The organism is Methylobacterium sp. AC690 (genome assembly GCF_979256535.1).
In genome coordinates this window covers 91,449-106,751 of record NZ_CEEDOX010000005.1, presented here as the reverse complement: position 1 = coordinate 106,751, position 15,303 = coordinate 91,449, and the positions used below count along the sequence as shown (strand labels likewise).

The window sequence follows — 15,303 nt, the reverse complement described above, 5'->3', positions numbered from 1 at the left end:
GATGCCGGCATGATCAAGGACCTCTGGTACAAGAACGCCGTCGTCTACTGCCTGTCGGTCCGGACCTTCCTCGACGGCAACGGCGACGGCATCGGCGACTTCGCCGGGCTGGAGCGCCGGCTCGACTACCTGCAGGGCATGGGCATCACGGCGATCTGGCTGATGCCGTTCCAGCCCTCGCCGAAGCGCGACGGCGGCTACGACATCTCTGACTATTACGGCGTCGACCCGGATTACGGCTCGCTCGGCGACTTCGTCGCCTTCACCCACGCGGCCAAGCAGCGGGGCCTGCGCGTCCTGATCGACCTCGTGGTCAACCACACCTCGGATCAGCATCCCTGGTTCCAGTCCGCCCGCGCGGACCCGGATTCGCCCTACCGGGACTGGTACGTCTGGTCGAAGACCCGGCCGCCCCACGCCGACGAGGGCATGGTGTTTCCCGGCGTCCAGACCACGACCTGGACCCGCGACGCCAAGGCGGGGGCCTACTACTTCCACCGCTTCATGCCGTTCCAGCCGGACCTCAACACCGCCCATCCGGCGGTGCGGGCCGAGATCCAGAAGATCATGGGCTTCTGGATCCAGCTCGGCGTCTCGGGCTTCCGCATGGACGCGGTGCCGTTCGTCATCGCCAAGAAGGGGCCGGAGGTCACCGGCGAGCCCGACGAGCAGTTCGACATGCTGCGCGACTTCCGCGAGTTCCTGCAATGGCGCCAGGGCGACGCCATCATCCTGGGCGAGGCCAACATCCTGCCCAAGAAGGATCTCGAATATTTCGGCGACGACGCCGACCGGCTGCACATGCTGTTCAACTTCCAGGTCAACCAGGCCCTGTTCTACGGCCTCGCCGCCGGCGACGGGCGCCCCCTGGCCAAGGCCATGCGCAAGACCTGGAACCGGCCGGATTCGGCCCAGTGGGCGGTGTTCCTGCGCAACCACGACGAGCTCGACCTCGGCCGCCTCACCGAGGCGCAGCGCCAGGCGGTGTTCTCCGCCTTCGGGCCCGAGAAGGGGATGCAGCTCTACGACCGGGGCATCCGGCGCCGCCTCGCCCCGATGCTCGGGGGCGACCAGCAGCGCATCGAGCTCGCCTATTCCCTGATGTTCACCCTCCCGGGCACGCCGGTCCTGCGCTACGGCGACGAGATCGGCATGGGCGACGACCTCACGCTCAAGGAGCGGGATTGCGCCCGCACGCCGATGCAGTGGAGCGGCGAGGCCCAGGGCGGCTTCACCAAGAGCGAGACCCCGACCCTGCCGGTGATCGACCACGGCGCCTACGGCTTCGACCACGTCAACGTGGCCAGCCAGCGCCACGACCGCGGCTCGCTCCTGAACTGGATGGAGAGCGTGATCCGCACCCGCAAGGAGGTGCCGGAGATCGGTTGGGGCGACTTCGCGGTGATCGAGACCGCCTCGCCGGCGATCCTGGCGATCCGCTACGACTGGGAGGGCAATTCCGTGCTCTGCGTGCACAACCTCGCGGGCACGCCGATGGAGATCGAACTCTCGGCCGGGGTTGAGGGGCCGGAGGGCCGGATCCTCGTCGACCTCCTCACCGGCCGCCGCTGCGAGGCGGACGCGGAGGGCCGCCACTGCCTGATGATGGAGCGCTACGGCTACCACTGGTTCCGCGTCGGCGGCCTCGACGCCCCGCTGAAGCGGCGGGTGGGGTGAGCCGGCTGCGAAGACGCCGGCGCGGCGGCCCCGCCGGGAGCCGGGCCGCCGCGGGGGTCGCGCCCGGACCCTGAACCGGATCAGCAATCCGGAAGATCGTCCAGGTTGTTTCGGGTCGTCGTATCGCGGTCCGTCCGCAGGTACTTGCCGTTCGGCCCCTGGACGACCCGGATCTCGGTCCGTCCGTTGATCCAGGGCACATGATAGGTATGGAGCCCGGACTCGATGTCGTTGATGGCATCGGGCTTCCGACGCGGCGACCACGCGTCCCCGTCGTTACACAACGTCGTGATGTCGCCCTGAGCGTTCTTTCCGGTCTTCCTGACCGCGCGATCAGCCATGGTGCACGCTTCCTTCCGTTCGCAGCCCACGCGGGCTTACCAACTTCAGGTAATTTCAAGCGCGAATTTTACAACCTCAAGGAAACGATCCGCTGGGCGTTTTCGACGCTCTGTCCTCCGGTTCGCGGGCGTCGCACGCGGTCCGCGGCCGGCATGCCGTCGCCCCGACCGATGCCGCGGTCAGTCGTCCGATCGTCGCCACTGGCAGACCCTCTGCTGTTCGGCGGCAGGCCTTTTCAAACATCAGGACCGAGGACAGGATCGCGAGACCGCACAGGCGATCGACCATGGCCCGCATCCGCACTCATCCCGGCGAAATCCTCGTGGAGGAATACCTGACGCCGCTCGACCTCTCCGCCCGGCAGTTCGCGGCGGAAATCGGGGTCCCGGCCCATCGCGTCTCCGAAATCATCCGCGGGCGGCGTGGCATCACCGCCGATACCGCGATCCGGCTCGGCGTCCGCTTCGGGACGGCACCGCACTTCTGGCTCAACCTCCAGAACGCCCACGACCTGTCGAAGGCGCGGGCGACGGTGGATGAGTCCGGCGTCCGCCCCCGCGCGGCCGAACCCGCCGCGACGTCCTGAGGATCGCCCGACTCGCTACTTGTTGCGGCCCAGCAGCACGAGCCAGCCGATCCCGATCACGCAGACCACCGCGCCGACGGTGATGAAGGCGGGCGTGCCGAGGTCCATGAAGCGGGGGGCGAGCTGGGTCGCGAAGGCGGCGACGATGAGCGCCACCGCGATGCGGGCGGCAGCGCGCTCGATGCCGCGGGTGAGCTTCTCGATGCCCTTCAGCTCGATCTCGACGGTGACGCGGCCCTGCTTCAGGCGCACCAGCATCAGGTGGATCAGGGTCGGCAGCTCGGAGGCCGCGCCGAACAGGCCGGCACCCACCGCCTCGACCTTGCGGGTCAGGCCCTTGATCGAGAACTGCGAGGCGAGCTTGCGCTTCACGGTGGGGCCGGCGGCCGAGAACAGGTCGAAGCCGGGGTCGAGCTGGCGCATCACGCCGTCGGCCGTCACCAGCCCCTTGAACAGGATGGCGAGGTCGGTGGGCATGGCAAGGTCGTTCTCGCGGGCCATGGTCATGAAGTCGGTGAGCAGGGCTCCGAAATCGAGGGTCGCGCCGGTGTGCCGGGCGACGAAGGCCTGCGACGAGGCTTCCAGCTTGGTCAGGTCCGGGTTGCTCGAGCCGCTCCAGTCGAGGAGCACCGCCATCAGCCCGTCGGAATCCTCCTTGAGCATCGCGCCGATCAGCATCAGGAGCTGGGTCCGCCGACGCTGGGACAGGCGCCCGATGATGCCGAAATCGATGAAGCCGATCCGGTTGTCCGGCATGATCAGCATGTTGCCGGGATGCGGGTCGGCGTGGAACACGCCCTCGATCAGGGCCATCTGCAGGAAGGCGTCGGTGCCCTTCTGGGCGAGCAGCACCTTGTCGTAGCCGGCGGCGTCCAGGCGGGCATGGTCGTTGGGCGGGATGCCGTGCACGAATTCCTGCACGAGCACCCGCTCGGAGGTCCATTCCCAGTGGATCTTGGGCACCACGATGTCGTCGCGGTCGGCGAAGATCGCCGCGATGGTCTCGCAGTTGCGCGCCTCGTTGATGAGGTCGAGCTCGCCGTAGAGGCCGCTGGCGAGGTGGCGCATCTGCTCCTGGGGCTGGTAGCGCCCGAATTCCGGCCACTCGTCCACGACGATGCGGGTGGCGTGGCCCATCAGGCGCAGGTCCGCCTCGATGGTCTTGCGCAGGCCCGGGCGCAGCACCTTCACCACCACCTCCTCGCCGGTCTGCAGGCGGGCGCGGTAGACCTGGGCGATGGAGGCGGCGGCCAGCGGCGTGGTGTCGAACTCGGCGAAGATCTCCGCGGGAGGCGCCCCGAGATCCTCCTCGAGCTGGGGCCGGATGCGCTCCCACGGGATCGGCGAGACCTGGCTGTGGAGCTTCTCCAGCTCCTCGGTCCATTCCGGCGTCAGGAGATCGGGGCGGCTCGCCAGGATCTGCCCGAGCTTGACGAAGGTCGGCCCCAGGGTCTCGATCGCCCGGCGCACGCGCTGGGGCTGCGACAGGCGGGCGATGTCCACCTGCGGCGTCCGGCGCTTGGCGAGGCGCGCCACCTGGGCGAGGCCGAGGCGCTCGACCACTTTGGTGACGCCGAAGCCGATGAGGACGGACGCGATCTCCCCGAGGCGCTGCCGGTCCCGTGCGGCGACGAAGGCGGTTTTCAGCATGTGCGCAAGGGGCCCGGATGGGGAAGGGGGACGGTGGCTCGCCCGGCGAGGCGTGCGGCCGGACCGTGGTTAAGGCTCCGTTAGGCCCGTGGCGAGGCCGAAGTTTGACCATGGGGGCGCGACATGGGGGCCGAGACCTGGAAGTCCGGACCTGGAAGCCGGGAGCTGGAAGCCGAGACCTGGAAGCCGCGCCCCGAGGACCGCGATCTCGGAGCCGCCACGCCCGGGACCGCCCCGGGCGTGGCGGATTCGCGCCCGCGCCGATCTCGGGCTAGACAGGCCCACCGGCGCCGCAGCGGCGCCAACCCCCTGCCGGGGCGGGCGGCCCGTCCGCGCCGCCGCGGCGCCATCCCGCGAGAGCAGCGATGCCAGGTACGCCCCGCGCCGGAATCATTCCGGTGACTCCCTTTCAGCAGAACTGCACCCTGATCTGGTCGGACGAGACCAAGGTCGGCGCCGTGGTCGATCCGGGCGGCGACCTCGACCGGATCGAGGCGGCGATCGCCGCCCAGGGCATCACCATCGAGAAGATCCTGCTCACCCACGGGCATATCGACCATGCCGGCGGCGCGGCCGAGCTGCGGGACCGGCTCGGCGTGCCGATCGAGGGCCCGCACGAGGCCGACCGCTACCTCCTCGACAGCCTGCCGGAGACCGGCGCCACTTACGGGATCGACGCCGCCCGGGCCGTAACGCCGGACCGCTGGCTCACCGACGGCGACCAAGTCGAGGTCGGCGGCCTGGCCTTCGACATCCTGCACGCCCCCGGCCACTCCCCCGGCAGCGTGGTCTTCATGAGCCGCGACGCGCGCTTCGCCCTGGTGGGCGACGTGGTGTTCAAGGGCTCGGTCGGGCGCACCGACCTGCCCGGCGGCAGCCACGAGCAGCTGATCCGGGCGATCAAGGACAAGGTCCTGCCGCTGGGCGACGACGTCGCCTTCATCCCCGGCCACGGCCCCACCAGCACGCTCGGCGAGGAGCGCGTGTCGAACCCGTTCCTGCAGGAGTGAGCCTCCAGGATTGAGGCCTCGCTCTTGCATGGGATTTTGCTCTTGCAAAGGGCATTGCAAGGGGCCTCGCAAGCGGCCTCGCAAGGGGCTTGGCTCTTGCGGGGAACAGGAACCTCGGAGCGGGGGCACCGACAGCGGGACACCGGCAGCCGCCCCGATCCGTCTCGCCGTTTTAGTGTCTTTCTCCCTGTTCGTTTTGGTTCGTCGTCTTTCCGGCAAGCTCCCACCCCGGCGAGACCTTGTTCGCGACTTTCGGGCGGAGGCAAACCCATGAGCGACAAACGTCGACCCTTATCGCCGGATGACTTCTTCACGGATCCGATCCAGATCTTGTGGGGGCTCGACCCCGTCCGCAGGCGACCGTCGCTGTACGTGGGCGCGACGGATGACGGCACGGGTCTGCACAATCTGGTCTTCGTCGTCGTCGATGACGCCCTCGATCGGGCCGGGGCGGATCGGGTGGCCGTCACCCTGAACCGGGACGGCTCGGTCACGATCTCGGACAACGGCGCCGCAGATCCTCTCGAACGCGACCCCGCGACGGGCGTCTCGGCGATCGAGACACGGCTGACGATCCTGGAGAGCCAGGCCCGTGGCCGTCGCACAGGCCAGGCGAGCGTCTCGGAACCGCCGGGCATCTTGGAACCGCCGGGCATTTTGGAGCCGCCGCGCTACGATGGGCCGCCCGGGCTGGGTGACACGGCGCGGATCAGCGTCGCGTCCGTCAACGCCCTCTCGGAGCAGTTCGGCCTCCGGATCTGGCACGCCGGTCAGGCCTATGCGATCGACTTCGCCCACGGTGATCCCGTCGCGCCCCTGCGGTGCACCGGGGACAGCCAGGGGCGCGCTGGACGGGAGGTGACCTTCCGCCCGGCTGCCGGCAGTTTCCCCCACCCTCACTTCGACCACGACGTCCTGGCGGCGGGATTGGCCGAACGCGGTCGACCGGACCTGAGCCTGAGCCTCGTCGATGCCCGCCGGGGGCCGGACTGATCGTCGATCGGCGTCCGATCCGGACGGCGGCGCAGGTGGGGCTACGCCCTTGACGCGTGGTTAAGGGAGACGCCCCATGATCGGGTCTCCGCAAACCCCAAACGGCCTGGAAAAGATGCATTTTCCGGCCGAAATGCTTATATTGCGTAGGTCAAGAAGAATTGCAGGTGGCGGGGGCCCGGCCTGGGCCGGCAAGCCCCGCCCGGGCCGGCAAGCCCGGCCTGAATGCCCGCCTGCCCGAGGAAGTTCATGTCCGACAACTCCCATAACATCGCCGCCGATGCCTACGGCGCGGAATCCATCCGGGTCCTCAAGGGCCTCGACGCGGTGCGCAAGCGCCCCGGCATGTATATCGGCGACACCGACGACGGCTCGGGCCTGCACCACATGGTCTACGAGGTGGTCGACAACGCCATCGACGAGGCGCTCGCGGGTCACGCGGACCTCGTCACCGTCACGCTGAACGCCGACGGCTCCGTCACGGTCTCCGACAACGGCCGCGGCATCCCCACCGACATCCACAAGGAGGAGGGGGTCTCGGCGGCCGAGGTCATCATGACCCAGCTGCACGCGGGCGGAAAGTTCGACCAGAACTCCTACAAGGTCTCCGGCGGCCTGCACGGCGTCGGCGTCTCCGTGGTCAACGCCCTCTCGCAATGGCTCCGCCTGCGCATCTGGCGCAACGGCCAGGAGCACGCGATGGAGTTCCGCCACGGCGACGCGGTCTCGCCCCTGGTGATCGTGGGCGACGGCAACGGCCGGCGCGGCACCGAGGTGTCGTTCCTGCCCTCGACCGAAACCTTCACGATGATCGAGTTCGACTACGCGACGCTGGAGAAGCGCCTGCGCGAGCTCGCCTTCCTGAATTCCGGCGTGCGCATCGTGCTCACCGACGCGCGCCACGCCGAGCACAAGCGCGAGGAGCTGTTCTACGAGGGCGGCATCGAGGCGTTCGTGCGCTACCTCGACCGCTCGCGCAAACCCATCGAGGGCATGCAGAAGCCCGTGATGGTGCGGGCCGAGCGCGACAACATCCGCGTCGAGGTCGCCCTGTGGTGGAACGACTCGTTCAACGAGACCGTGCTGCCCTTCACCAACAACATCCCGCAGCGCGACGGCGGCACCCACATGGCCGGCTTCCGCGCGGCCCTGACCCGGCAGATCACCGGCTATTCCGAGTCCTCGGGCATCGCCAAGCGCGAAAAGATCTCGCTCACCGGCGAGGATTGCCGCGAGGGCCTCACCGCCGTCATCTCGGTGCAGGTGCCGGACCCGAAATTCTCCTCGCAGACGAAGGACAAGCTCGTCTCCTCCGAGGTGCGCCCGGCCGTGGAGAACGTCCTCAACGAGGGCCTCTCGAACTGGCTGGAGGAGAACCCGGCGCTGGCCCGATCGGTGATGGCCAAGGTCATCATGGCGGCCTCCGCCCGCGAGGCGGCGCGCAAGGCCCGCGAGACCGTGACCCGCAAGGGCGTCCTCGACATCGCCTCGCTGCCGGGCAAGCTCGCCGATTGCCAGGAGCGCGATCCCTCGAAGTGCGAGATCCTGCTGGTGGAGGGGGATTCCGCCGGCGGCTCGGCCAAGCAGGGCCGCGACCGCACCTTCCAGGCCGTTCTGCCGTTGCGCGGAAAAATTCTCAACGTCGAGCGGGTGCGCGCCGACCGGATGCTGTCCTCGGCCGAGATCGGCACGCTGATCACGGCGCTGGGCGCCGGCATCGGCCGCTCCTCCACGGACCGCGAGGGCTTCAACCCCGAGAAGCTGCGCTACCACCGCATCATCATCATGACGGATGCCGACGTGGACGGCTCGCACATCCGCACCCTGCTGCTGACGTTCTTCTTCCGGCAGATGCCGGAGGTGATCGAGCGCGGGCACCTCTACATCGCCCAGCCGCCCCTCTACAAAGCCGCCAAGGGCAAGTCGGCGCTCTACCTCAAGGACGAGCGGGCGCTGGAGGATTACCTCATCGACGCCGGCGTCGAGGGCGCCGTGCTGCGCCTCGCCTCCGGCACCGAGTTCGGCGGCGCGCAGCTGAAGTCCCTGGTGGAGGAGGCCCGCCAGTTCCGCAGCCTGATGCAGGCGCTCCACACCCGCTACGACCGTGCCGTGGTCGAGCAGGCCCTGATCGCCGGCGCCTTCCGGGCCAATGTCGACGAGGCCCAGGCCGAGGCCGAGGGACTGGCCGAGGAGGTCGCCCGGCGCATGGACCGGATCGCCGACGACATCGAGCGCGGCTGGGAAGGCTCCGTCGCGGAGGGCGGCTACGTCCTCAGCCGCACCCTGCGCGGCGTGCGCCAGGTGGCGACCCTGGACGCCTCGCTCCTGGCCTCCCAGGAAGCGCGCCGCCTCGCCGACCGGGCGGAGGCCCTGCGCGAGATCTACGACCAGCCCGTCACCTACGCACGCAAGGGCGACGAGACCACCCTGCACGGGCCCGTCGGCCTGTTCGAGGCGGTGATGGCCTTCGGCCGCAAGGGCCTGCAGCTCCAGCGCTACAAGGGCCTCGGCGAGATGACGGCCCAGCAGCTCTGGGAAACCACCCTCGACCGCGACGTGCGCTCGCTGCTGCAAGTGCGGGTCAAGGACACCCAGGACGCCGACGACTTGTTCGTGAAGCTGATGGGCGACGTGGTCGAACCCCGCCGCGAGTTCATCCAGGACAACGCCCTCAGCGTCGCCAACCTCGACGTCTGAGGCGGCCAGACCGCGGTCCCGGGCCGGTCCTTCCGCGAGCGGGGACTGGCCCGCGGCGGCGACGTCGGGACAGCCTCGGAGCACCGGCCGCTGGTTCGCGACCAGGGACGGATCGCCGTCACCGGGCCGCCGGGGGGCGTTCGCCCCCGGCGCTCACCGCGCCTTCTGGATCCGCGTCACCGCGAGGGACCCGTTGAGGCGCTCGGCGGAGAACCGCACCGCCTCGCCCGGCGTGAGGCCCTTGAGCAGGGCCGGGTCCTGCACCCGGTAGGCCATCGTCATGGCGTCCATCCCGAGATTGGGGATGGCCGCGTGGTCGAGGGTGACCTTGCCGGCGGCGGCGTCCACCTTCTTCACCGTCGCGGCCACGAGGGGCGCGTTCGCGGAAGCCGCCGGTGCGGGGGGCGATGCGGGCTGGGTCTTGGTCGCCGCCGCCTCGGCCGGCCGGTCGGGGGGGCCTTCGCCCGACGGCGTCGGGTCGGGCTGCGCCCGCTCGCCCGCCTCGCGACGGTGGAGCTGCCACTGCTTCAGCGCGTCGATCCGCGCCTGTTGCTCGTCCTGGATCTTCCGGGCGACCGCGCGCAGCTCCGGGTCGCCGCCGTAGTCGAGCTCCGTCTGGGCGAGGAACAGCGTCTCCTCGAAGCCGGCGATCAGCAAGGCGGCAAAATCCCGGTCCGGGTCGCCGGTCAGCTTCGTGTCCCGGAACCGGGTCGCCATCGTCTCGCGCGCCCGCTCCAGGGCTGCGGGCGCGCCCTTGGCGGGCTGGGCACCGGCGGGAGGCGCGACCGCGCCGACGAGGGCGGTCGCGAGCGCGGTGGACAGGATCAAGCGTCGCATCGTTGCTCCATTTCAAGGCTCGACGGCCCTCGCACCGAGGCGGGTTCGCCCGCGTGCGAGGGCCCCTGACCGGGGCGTTACTTCGCCTTGCGGATCTGCGTGACGGTGTAGGCGCCGCCGGTCTCGGCGATCTCGAAATCGACCGCGTCGCCGGCCTTGAGGTCCTTGAGCATCGCCGGGTCCTTGACCCGGTACGCCATCGTCATCGCGTCCATGTCGAGCTTCGGGATCGCGGCATGGTCGAGGGTCACCTTGCCGGCGGCCGGGTCGAGCTTGGTCACCGTCCCCTTCACGGATTGCGCCCAGGCGGGCATCGCGACCGCCAGGAAGGCCGTCGCGAGGACGGCGCGCGAAATTTGGCGTGTCGAAATCTTGCGTGTCGAAATCTTGCGTTTCATGGTGGGTTCTCCTTCAAAGGATCGAAGCGCCGGGCCGGCCCGCGCGGGCGGAGCGGCGACCGGGGCGGTGGATTCCGGACGGGATCGCGCCCGGTCCGAACGGGTTTGCCCGGGCCGCCCCAGGGCGGCCGGCCGCGGGCGCGGGCGACGCTACGGCCGCCCGCTCAGGGCTCGTGGCGGCCCGCGCGGGACGCGGTGCGCCGCGTGCGCGGATCCACGGCCCGGAGGTCGGTCTGGCGCGCCTTCCGGCCCTTGGGCGTGTCCGGCGCGCGCGCCGGCTCGGGCATCGGATCGCCGGTCCAGGCGTAGGCCACGGAGCCTTCCGGGTGCTGGTACCAGCCCGGATCGCGATAATCGCCGGCCGCCAGTCCGGGCCGCACCTTCAGGACCGTGAACATCCCGCCCATCTCGACGGAGCCGAACGGGCCGGTGCCGGTCATCATCGGCAGCGTGTTCTCCGGCAGCTGCATCTCCATCTCGGTCATCATGCCGCCGCCCGTGGAACCCATCGGCATGTAGCCGGGCGCGATCGCGCGGATCTGCTTGGCCGTGCGCTTCAGGTCGACGCCGATATACGTCCGGACCGAATGGCCCATCGCGTTCATGGTGTGGTGCGACTTGTGGCAGTGCAGGGCCCAGTCGCCCGGGTTGTCGGCATTGAACTCGATGACCCGCATCTGTCCCACGGCGACGTCGACCGACACCTCCGGCACCTGAGCGCGCGGGTCGATCCAGCCGCCATCCGTGCCGGTGACCTTGAAGTCGCAGCCGTGGACGTGAATCGGGTGGTTGGTCATGGTGAGGTTGCCGAAGCGCATCCGGACCTTGTCGCCCTGACGGACGACCAGGGGATCGATGCCGGGCCACACGCGGCTGTTGAAGCACCACATGTTCATGTCGAGCATCGTGTTGACCTTGGGCACGTAGGACCCGGCCTCGATGTCGTAGGCGTTCAGCATCCAGACGAAGTCGCGGTCGACCGGCCGCTCGGCCGGGTCGCGCGGATGCACGACGAAGAAGCCCATCATGCCCATCGCCATCTGGACCATCTCGTCCGAGTGCGGGTGGTACATGAAGGTGCCGGAGCGCCGCAGGATGAACTCGTAGACGAAGGTCTTGCCCGGCGGGATGCCGGGCTGGGTCAGCCCGGCGACCCCGTCCATGCCGTTGGGGAGCGTCTGACCGTGCCAGTGCACGGCCGTCGCCTCCGGCAGGCGGTTGGTGACGAAGATGCGGACCTTGTCGCCCTCGACCGCCTCGAGGGTGGGGCCCGGCGATTGCCCGTTATAGCCCCAGAGCCGCGCGCTCATGCCGGGTGCCATCTCGCGCACCACCGGCTCGGCGACCAGGTGGAACTCCTTCCAGTCGCCGCGCATGCGCCACGGCAGCGTCCAGCCGTTGAGCGTCACCACCGGCTGGTAGTCCGGCCCGCTCGTCGGATAGAGCGGCGGCTGCATCGTCGCCTTGTCCATGATCGGGGCCTCCGGCAGACCCGCGGCCTCGGCCCGTCCGCTGATCCGCGACGTGCCGGCGAGCACGAGGCCGCCCGCTCCCAGGATTCCTCTGCGCGAGATGTCGGTCATGATGCTTCTCCGAGTGTCAGGGGCGGCGGGGCGGCGGGGCTCAACCGCCGGGCGTCCCGACGGCGAGGCTCTCGCCCGGGGTGCCGCCGGCGGCCTCACCGCCGAAATTCTCCGCCGAGAACCCGCCGCCGACGGTCGCCGCCTTGAGGTCGGTCGCCGCGATCCAGAAGTCGCGCTGCGCCTCGATCGCCTGGATGTTGCTCAGGATCCTGGCACGGGCGTCGATGATCAGCGTCGTGACGTCCAGGAGCATGCCGCTGTACTGGAGCAGGGCCTGGTCCTGGATCGTCCTGCGCAGGGGCAGGACGCTCGTCTGGTAGTGTCGGGTGATGTCGTACTGGCCGCGATAGCGCTGGTAGGCCTCGCGGACCTCGGACCGCGCGTTCACCGCACGCTCCGCCAGCCGGTTCGCCGCGGCGAGATAGCTCTCCTGCGCGCCCTGAACCGCCGTCGTGCCGAAATCATAGAGGGGGATGGTCAGGTCGGCCGAGAACCCGTTCAGGCTGTCCTTGTCGACCTTCGGAGACGCACCGCCCTCGAACGTCCGCGAGCGGGCGTACTGGTTGGCGAAACCCAGGTCGAAGACGCTGACGAAGCGGGTGGCCTGGACCAGGCCGAACTGCCCGGCGAGCGACTGCAGTTCGAAGCGGGCGGCCTGCACGTCGGCCCGCCGCCGCACCGTCTCCGCCTCCAGGCCGCGCCCGTCCACGAGGCGCTTGGGCAGCGCGGGCAGGCCCTTCGGGAGGCGGAAATCGATCTCCCGGCCCCAGAGGCCGAGCAGGCGGGTCAGGCGCTCCCGCTCCGCCCGCTGCTGGACACGCGCCTTCGCGAGCTGGGCCCCCAGCTCGCTGTAGAAGGCATGCTCGCGCGCCTGTTCCAGCTTGCCGAGCGCACCCGTCTCGCCCAGTTGCTGGGTCAGGATCGAGGTGGATTCGGCGCCCGCCAGCGACTGTTCGAGGAAGGCGACGGCCTGGTTGGCCGCCACCGTGCGGTAGAACTGGCGCCTGGCCTCGCCGGCGAGTTTCAGGACCTCGTTCGCCGCGTTGTACTGGTCGGCCCGGAAGCGCTGGCCGGCGATCTCGGCCCGGGCCGGCAGCGTCGCCAGGTCCAGCACGCTGGCGGCCACGGAGCGCTCGATCTCCGCGTTGAACCCGAGCCCCCATCGGGTGATCGAGACGCTCGGGGCCGGCGGCAGCGTGGCCTGAACGTACTGCGCCTCGGAGATTCCGAGGCCGTTGAAGGCGGCCTGCAGGCCCCTGTTCCTGAGGAGCGCGACCTGGACGGCGCCATCCGCCGTGAGGGGACGCCGCAGCAGCGCCTCCACCCGGGCTTCCGCGCCCGGCGCGATTCCCTGGTCGCCCGCTTTGACGATGTCCTTGCCGAGTTCGAGCGCGGCGTAGGTGCGGGCGACCGACACGCCAGCATCGGGCGAGACGCTCGCGCAGCCGCCCAGCAGCAGGGCCAGACCGGTCAAGCTCCCGGCGACACGCCCGGGGCGCCCCCGAACGGCGCCCCCCGGCGTGCGCCCCGTCGTCCCGGCTTCCCCCGGCGTGGTCGTGTTGCGTCCCATGCCGGTAAGTCCGGGCGGGGCATCGATCGGGTTACAGCGACGGACCATCAGCGGCCTCCCGCATCGCGCTTGTCGCCCATGCCGGTCATGCCCGGCCTGTCGGTTTTGCCGCCGCCCGTCGCCTGCGGGTTCACCTGCCGGTTGAGCTCCCGCCAGTCCTTGGTCTCGACCACGCCGAAATCCTTCACGCCCTGCGTGGCCTTCGCGTAGTGCGGGGGCGGGACCGTCAGGTTCGGGTCGGAGGGCAGGACGAGCCCGACGGGCACGGGGGCGGGCAGGCAGCCGGCGAGCGGCAGGACCGCCGCGAGCGCGGCCGGTCTCGGCAACTTGAACATCTTGTCTTTCCCGAACTGAGGCGGAGGGCCGCGGACGAGGCGCCGCAGGCCGCACGGCCGATGCCGACGACGGGGTCGCGCCCGAGCGGGGCACCGAGGCGATGAGGTGAGGGGGCCGTCCTGCCGGACCGGCCGTCGGCGGTCGCGAGGACCGCCCGCGCGTCAGGCCGCGAGCCTCGGCGGTCGCTCGATCCGGAACGGAGGCGCGGCGACAGCCCCGTCCGCCCGTCCGATGAGCACGGGGTCGGCGGGCGCGCCCTCCAGGGGCGTGCCGATCCAGGCCGTCATCGGCAGCGCGGCCTGGCAGGCGAGGGGGCAGCAGGGCGACGGGCAGGCCGGGCGCTTCGAACGGTGCGGGCGACCCGGGCAATCGTCATCGTCATCGCCGGCGGTCGCGGACGGACCGGCCTCCGACGGCGCCTGAAGCGCGGCGTGCGGCGCACTGTCCGGCGTGTCGGGCCCCAGCGAGGCCCGCCCGTGATCGGCATGGGACCTCGGTGCGGCGGCCTCGGAGCCCCGGTGGTCGGCCGTGGCGGCATGAGGACCCATCGCGCACGGCGCGGCCGGGCCGATGGGCAAGGCCCAAGCCAGGGTCCAGGCCAGGGTCCAGGCCAAGGCCGAAGCGAGGACGGCCAGCATCACGGTGCGCACGAAGACCACTGATCAGGATTCCTGCCCAATGTTGACGAACCATTCCACGGCCCGGCGGGACCGGCAATCCACCAGGCTGCAATTGTCCGAAGAAACAACCCTGTGTTGTGTTTTTGCCATAAGCTGATTCCGGGACGGGGTCGGCCGGGCGGGCGACGCAGCAGGCGGCGGGACGGTCAAGGCGTATGGTCGTGCGGGGTGGCAGGTGGGGTGGCAGGTGAGGCCGGGGCCGGGGCCGGGACCGGATCGGCCCCGCTCACCGCCTCGGGCGTGGCTGCGCCGTCCGTCGGAGTGTGGTCATGTGCGGGGCCTCCATGCGCTTGGCCTCCATGCGCGGGGCCTCCATGCGCGGGGTCCTCATGCGCCGAGCCCTCATGTGCCTGGTCGTCATGCGTGTGGCCCTGCCCATCGCCATGGTCGCCGCCGCCGGGATGGACGTGGTCGCCCGATTTCGGGAGGGCCATGACGCCGAGGCCGTAGCGGTAGACGTTCTCGCCGCCGAGCCAGCCGGTCACCGCGAGCGCGCCCGAACCGCCCGCCAGCAACACCAGCAGCACGAGGCCCGCTCCGGCGGGCTTCCGGCGCTCCGACCAGGCGACGCCCCCGGCGGCGAGAAAGACCAGCGCGGTGGCCACGGCCCAGCGAAGGTGGATCGTCATGTTCCGGTGCGAGGCCGCGTCGTGCGCGACCGTGTTGTAGGCCCACCAGCCCGTGGCGAGGGTCGCGACCGTGATCCCGATGCCGATCGCGAGGTTCCAGCGGGCGGTGGTCGTGAGCGCCCCGCCGCTCGGCCGCGTGCCCAGCATGGTCCCGAGGGCGAAGAGGCCGCTGCTCGTGAGGAGGAGAGCGACCGTGAAATGGACCGCGAGCGGATGCCAGTTCGGGATCACCGCGATCATGGCTGCACTCCAAGACAGGGCTGCACTGTGGGAGAATCGATGGCTGGACGGCCGGGCGCGAGGCCGACGCCGTCA

The 15,303-nt window shown here is 70.4% G+C and carries 14 protein-coding genes; 5 read left to right on the top strand and 9 right to left on the bottom strand.

Going from position 1 to position 15,303, the window contains the following annotated elements:
* Positions 1-9 precede the first annotated feature (9 nt).
* Positions 10-1,677 (top strand): alpha-amylase family protein, encoded by a 1,668-nt coding sequence (locus AC0IY1_RS07570; protein WP_471768764.1) that lies wholly within the window; start codon positions 10-12, stop codon positions 1,675-1,677.
* 80 nt (positions 1,678-1,757) lie between these two features.
* Here the strand turns inward: AC0IY1_RS07570 and AC0IY1_RS07565 are convergent, their stop codons facing one another.
* Entirely contained in the window at positions 1,758-2,018 is a 261-nt protein-coding gene (locus AC0IY1_RS07565) for a DUF3892 domain-containing protein (RefSeq protein WP_103710260.1), read from the bottom strand.
* A gap of 287 nt (positions 2,019-2,305) precedes the next feature.
* On the opposite strand from AC0IY1_RS07565, the gene AC0IY1_RS07560 reads away from it, so the two are divergent.
* Complete coding sequence (locus AC0IY1_RS07560) at positions 2,306-2,605, top strand: HigA family addiction module antitoxin (RefSeq protein WP_471768763.1); 300 nt, start codon at positions 2,306-2,308, stop codon at positions 2,603-2,605.
* Between the two features lie 15 nt (positions 2,606-2,620).
* On the opposite strand, the gene AC0IY1_RS07555 is transcribed toward AC0IY1_RS07560, so the two are convergent.
* Positions 2,621-4,255: an ABC1 kinase family protein gene (locus AC0IY1_RS07555; protein ID WP_055949454.1), complete on the bottom strand. Its 1,635-nt coding sequence runs from the start codon at positions 4,253-4,255 to the stop codon at positions 2,621-2,623.
* Between the two features lie 365 nt (positions 4,256-4,620).
* On the opposite strand from AC0IY1_RS07555, the gene AC0IY1_RS07550 reads away from it, so the two are divergent.
* The 3 genes from AC0IY1_RS07550 (at position 4,621) to gyrB (ending at position 8,955) form a co-directional block, all read left to right on the top strand.
* Positions 4,621-5,265, top strand: a complete 645-nt coding sequence (locus tag AC0IY1_RS07550) for an MBL fold metallo-hydrolase (RefSeq protein WP_471768762.1) — start codon at positions 4,621-4,623, stop codon at positions 5,263-5,265.
* Between the two features lie 270 nt (positions 5,266-5,535).
* Positions 5,536-6,258: a hypothetical protein gene (locus tag AC0IY1_RS07545; RefSeq protein WP_471768761.1), complete on the top strand. Its 723-nt coding sequence runs from the start codon at positions 5,536-5,538 to the stop codon at positions 6,256-6,258.
* Between the two features lie 249 nt (positions 6,259-6,507).
* Positions 6,508-8,955 (top strand): DNA topoisomerase (ATP-hydrolyzing) subunit B, encoded by a 2,448-nt coding sequence (gene gyrB / locus AC0IY1_RS07540; protein ID WP_055949462.1) that lies wholly within the window; start codon positions 6,508-6,510, stop codon positions 8,953-8,955.
* 153 nt (positions 8,956-9,108) lie between these two features.
* On the opposite strand, the gene AC0IY1_RS07535 is transcribed toward gyrB, so the two are convergent.
* The 7 genes from AC0IY1_RS07535 to AC0IY1_RS07505 all read right to left on the bottom strand — a co-directional run bounded on the left by AC0IY1_RS07535 (position 9,109) and on the right by AC0IY1_RS07505 (position 15,228).
* A complete protein-coding gene (locus AC0IY1_RS07535; protein WP_471768760.1) occupies positions 9,109-9,792 on the bottom strand; it encodes a copper-binding protein in 684 nt (227 codons plus the stop codon).
* Between the two features lie 77 nt (positions 9,793-9,869).
* Positions 9,870-10,190 (bottom strand): copper-binding protein, encoded by a 321-nt coding sequence (locus AC0IY1_RS07530; RefSeq protein WP_471768759.1) that lies wholly within the window; start codon positions 10,188-10,190, stop codon positions 9,870-9,872.
* 164 nt (positions 10,191-10,354) lie between these two features.
* Positions 10,355-11,773 (bottom strand): multicopper oxidase family protein, encoded by a 1,419-nt coding sequence (locus AC0IY1_RS07525; protein ID WP_471768758.1) that lies wholly within the window; start codon positions 11,771-11,773, stop codon positions 10,355-10,357.
* Between the two features lie 40 nt (positions 11,774-11,813).
* A complete protein-coding gene (locus tag AC0IY1_RS07520; protein WP_471768757.1) occupies positions 11,814-13,391 on the bottom strand; it encodes a TolC family protein in 1,578 nt (525 codons plus the stop codon).
* Positions 13,391-13,678 carry a hypothetical protein gene (locus AC0IY1_RS07515; RefSeq protein ID WP_471768756.1) on the bottom strand — a complete coding sequence of 96 codons (288 nt, stop codon included), beginning with the start codon at positions 13,676-13,678 and terminating at the stop codon, positions 13,391-13,393. The genes AC0IY1_RS07520 and AC0IY1_RS07515 overlap by 1 nt, the downstream gene beginning before the upstream one ends.
* A gap of 162 nt (positions 13,679-13,840) precedes the next feature.
* Entirely contained in the window at positions 13,841-14,338 is a 498-nt protein-coding gene (locus tag AC0IY1_RS07510) for a hypothetical protein (protein ID WP_471768755.1), read from the bottom strand.
* A gap of 167 nt (positions 14,339-14,505) precedes the next feature.
* Complete coding sequence (locus tag AC0IY1_RS07505; protein WP_471768754.1) at positions 14,506-15,228, bottom strand: DUF2231 domain-containing protein; 723 nt, start codon at positions 15,226-15,228, stop codon at positions 14,506-14,508.
* Between the last annotated feature and the right edge of the window lie 75 nt (positions 15,229-15,303).

Excerpts from the sequence above, each read along its gene's own strand:
- AC0IY1_RS07520 (WP_471768757.1), bottom strand. The coding sequence starts at position 13,391 with ATGGTCCGTCGCTGTAACCCGATCGATGCCCCGCCCGGACTTACCGGC.
- AC0IY1_RS07505 (WP_471768754.1), bottom strand. The coding sequence starts at position 15,228 with ATGATCGCGGTGATCCCGAACTGGCATCCGCTCGCGGTCCATTTCACG.
- gyrB (WP_055949462.1), top strand. The coding sequence starts at position 6,508 with ATGTCCGACAACTCCCATAACATCGCCGCCGATGCCTACGGCGCGGAA.
- AC0IY1_RS07525 (WP_471768758.1), bottom strand. The coding sequence starts at position 11,773 with ATGACCGACATCTCGCGCAGAGGAATCCTGGGAGCGGGCGGCCTCGTG.
- AC0IY1_RS07545 (WP_471768761.1), top strand. The coding sequence starts at position 5,536 with ATGAGCGACAAACGTCGACCCTTATCGCCGGATGACTTCTTCACGGAT.
- AC0IY1_RS07535 (WP_471768760.1), bottom strand. The coding sequence starts at position 9,792 with ATGCGACGCTTGATCCTGTCCACCGCGCTCGCGACCGCCCTCGTCGGC.
- AC0IY1_RS07550 (WP_471768762.1), top strand. The coding sequence starts at position 4,621 with ATGCCAGGTACGCCCCGCGCCGGAATCATTCCGGTGACTCCCTTTCAG.
- AC0IY1_RS07565 (WP_103710260.1), bottom strand. The coding sequence starts at position 2,018 with ATGGCTGATCGCGCGGTCAGGAAGACCGGAAAGAACGCTCAGGGCGAC.
- AC0IY1_RS07530 (WP_471768759.1), bottom strand. The coding sequence starts at position 10,190 with ATGAAACGCAAGATTTCGACACGCAAGATTTCGACACGCCAAATTTCG.
- AC0IY1_RS07560 (WP_471768763.1), top strand. The coding sequence starts at position 2,306 with ATGGCCCGCATCCGCACTCATCCCGGCGAAATCCTCGTGGAGGAATAC.
- AC0IY1_RS07555 (WP_055949454.1), bottom strand. The coding sequence starts at position 4,255 with ATGCTGAAAACCGCCTTCGTCGCCGCACGGGACCGGCAGCGCCTCGGG.
- AC0IY1_RS07570 (WP_471768764.1), top strand. The coding sequence starts at position 10 with ATGATCAAGGACCTCTGGTACAAGAACGCCGTCGTCTACTGCCTGTCG.
- AC0IY1_RS07515 (WP_471768756.1), bottom strand. The coding sequence starts at position 13,678 with ATGTTCAAGTTGCCGAGACCGGCCGCGCTCGCGGCGGTCCTGCCGCTC.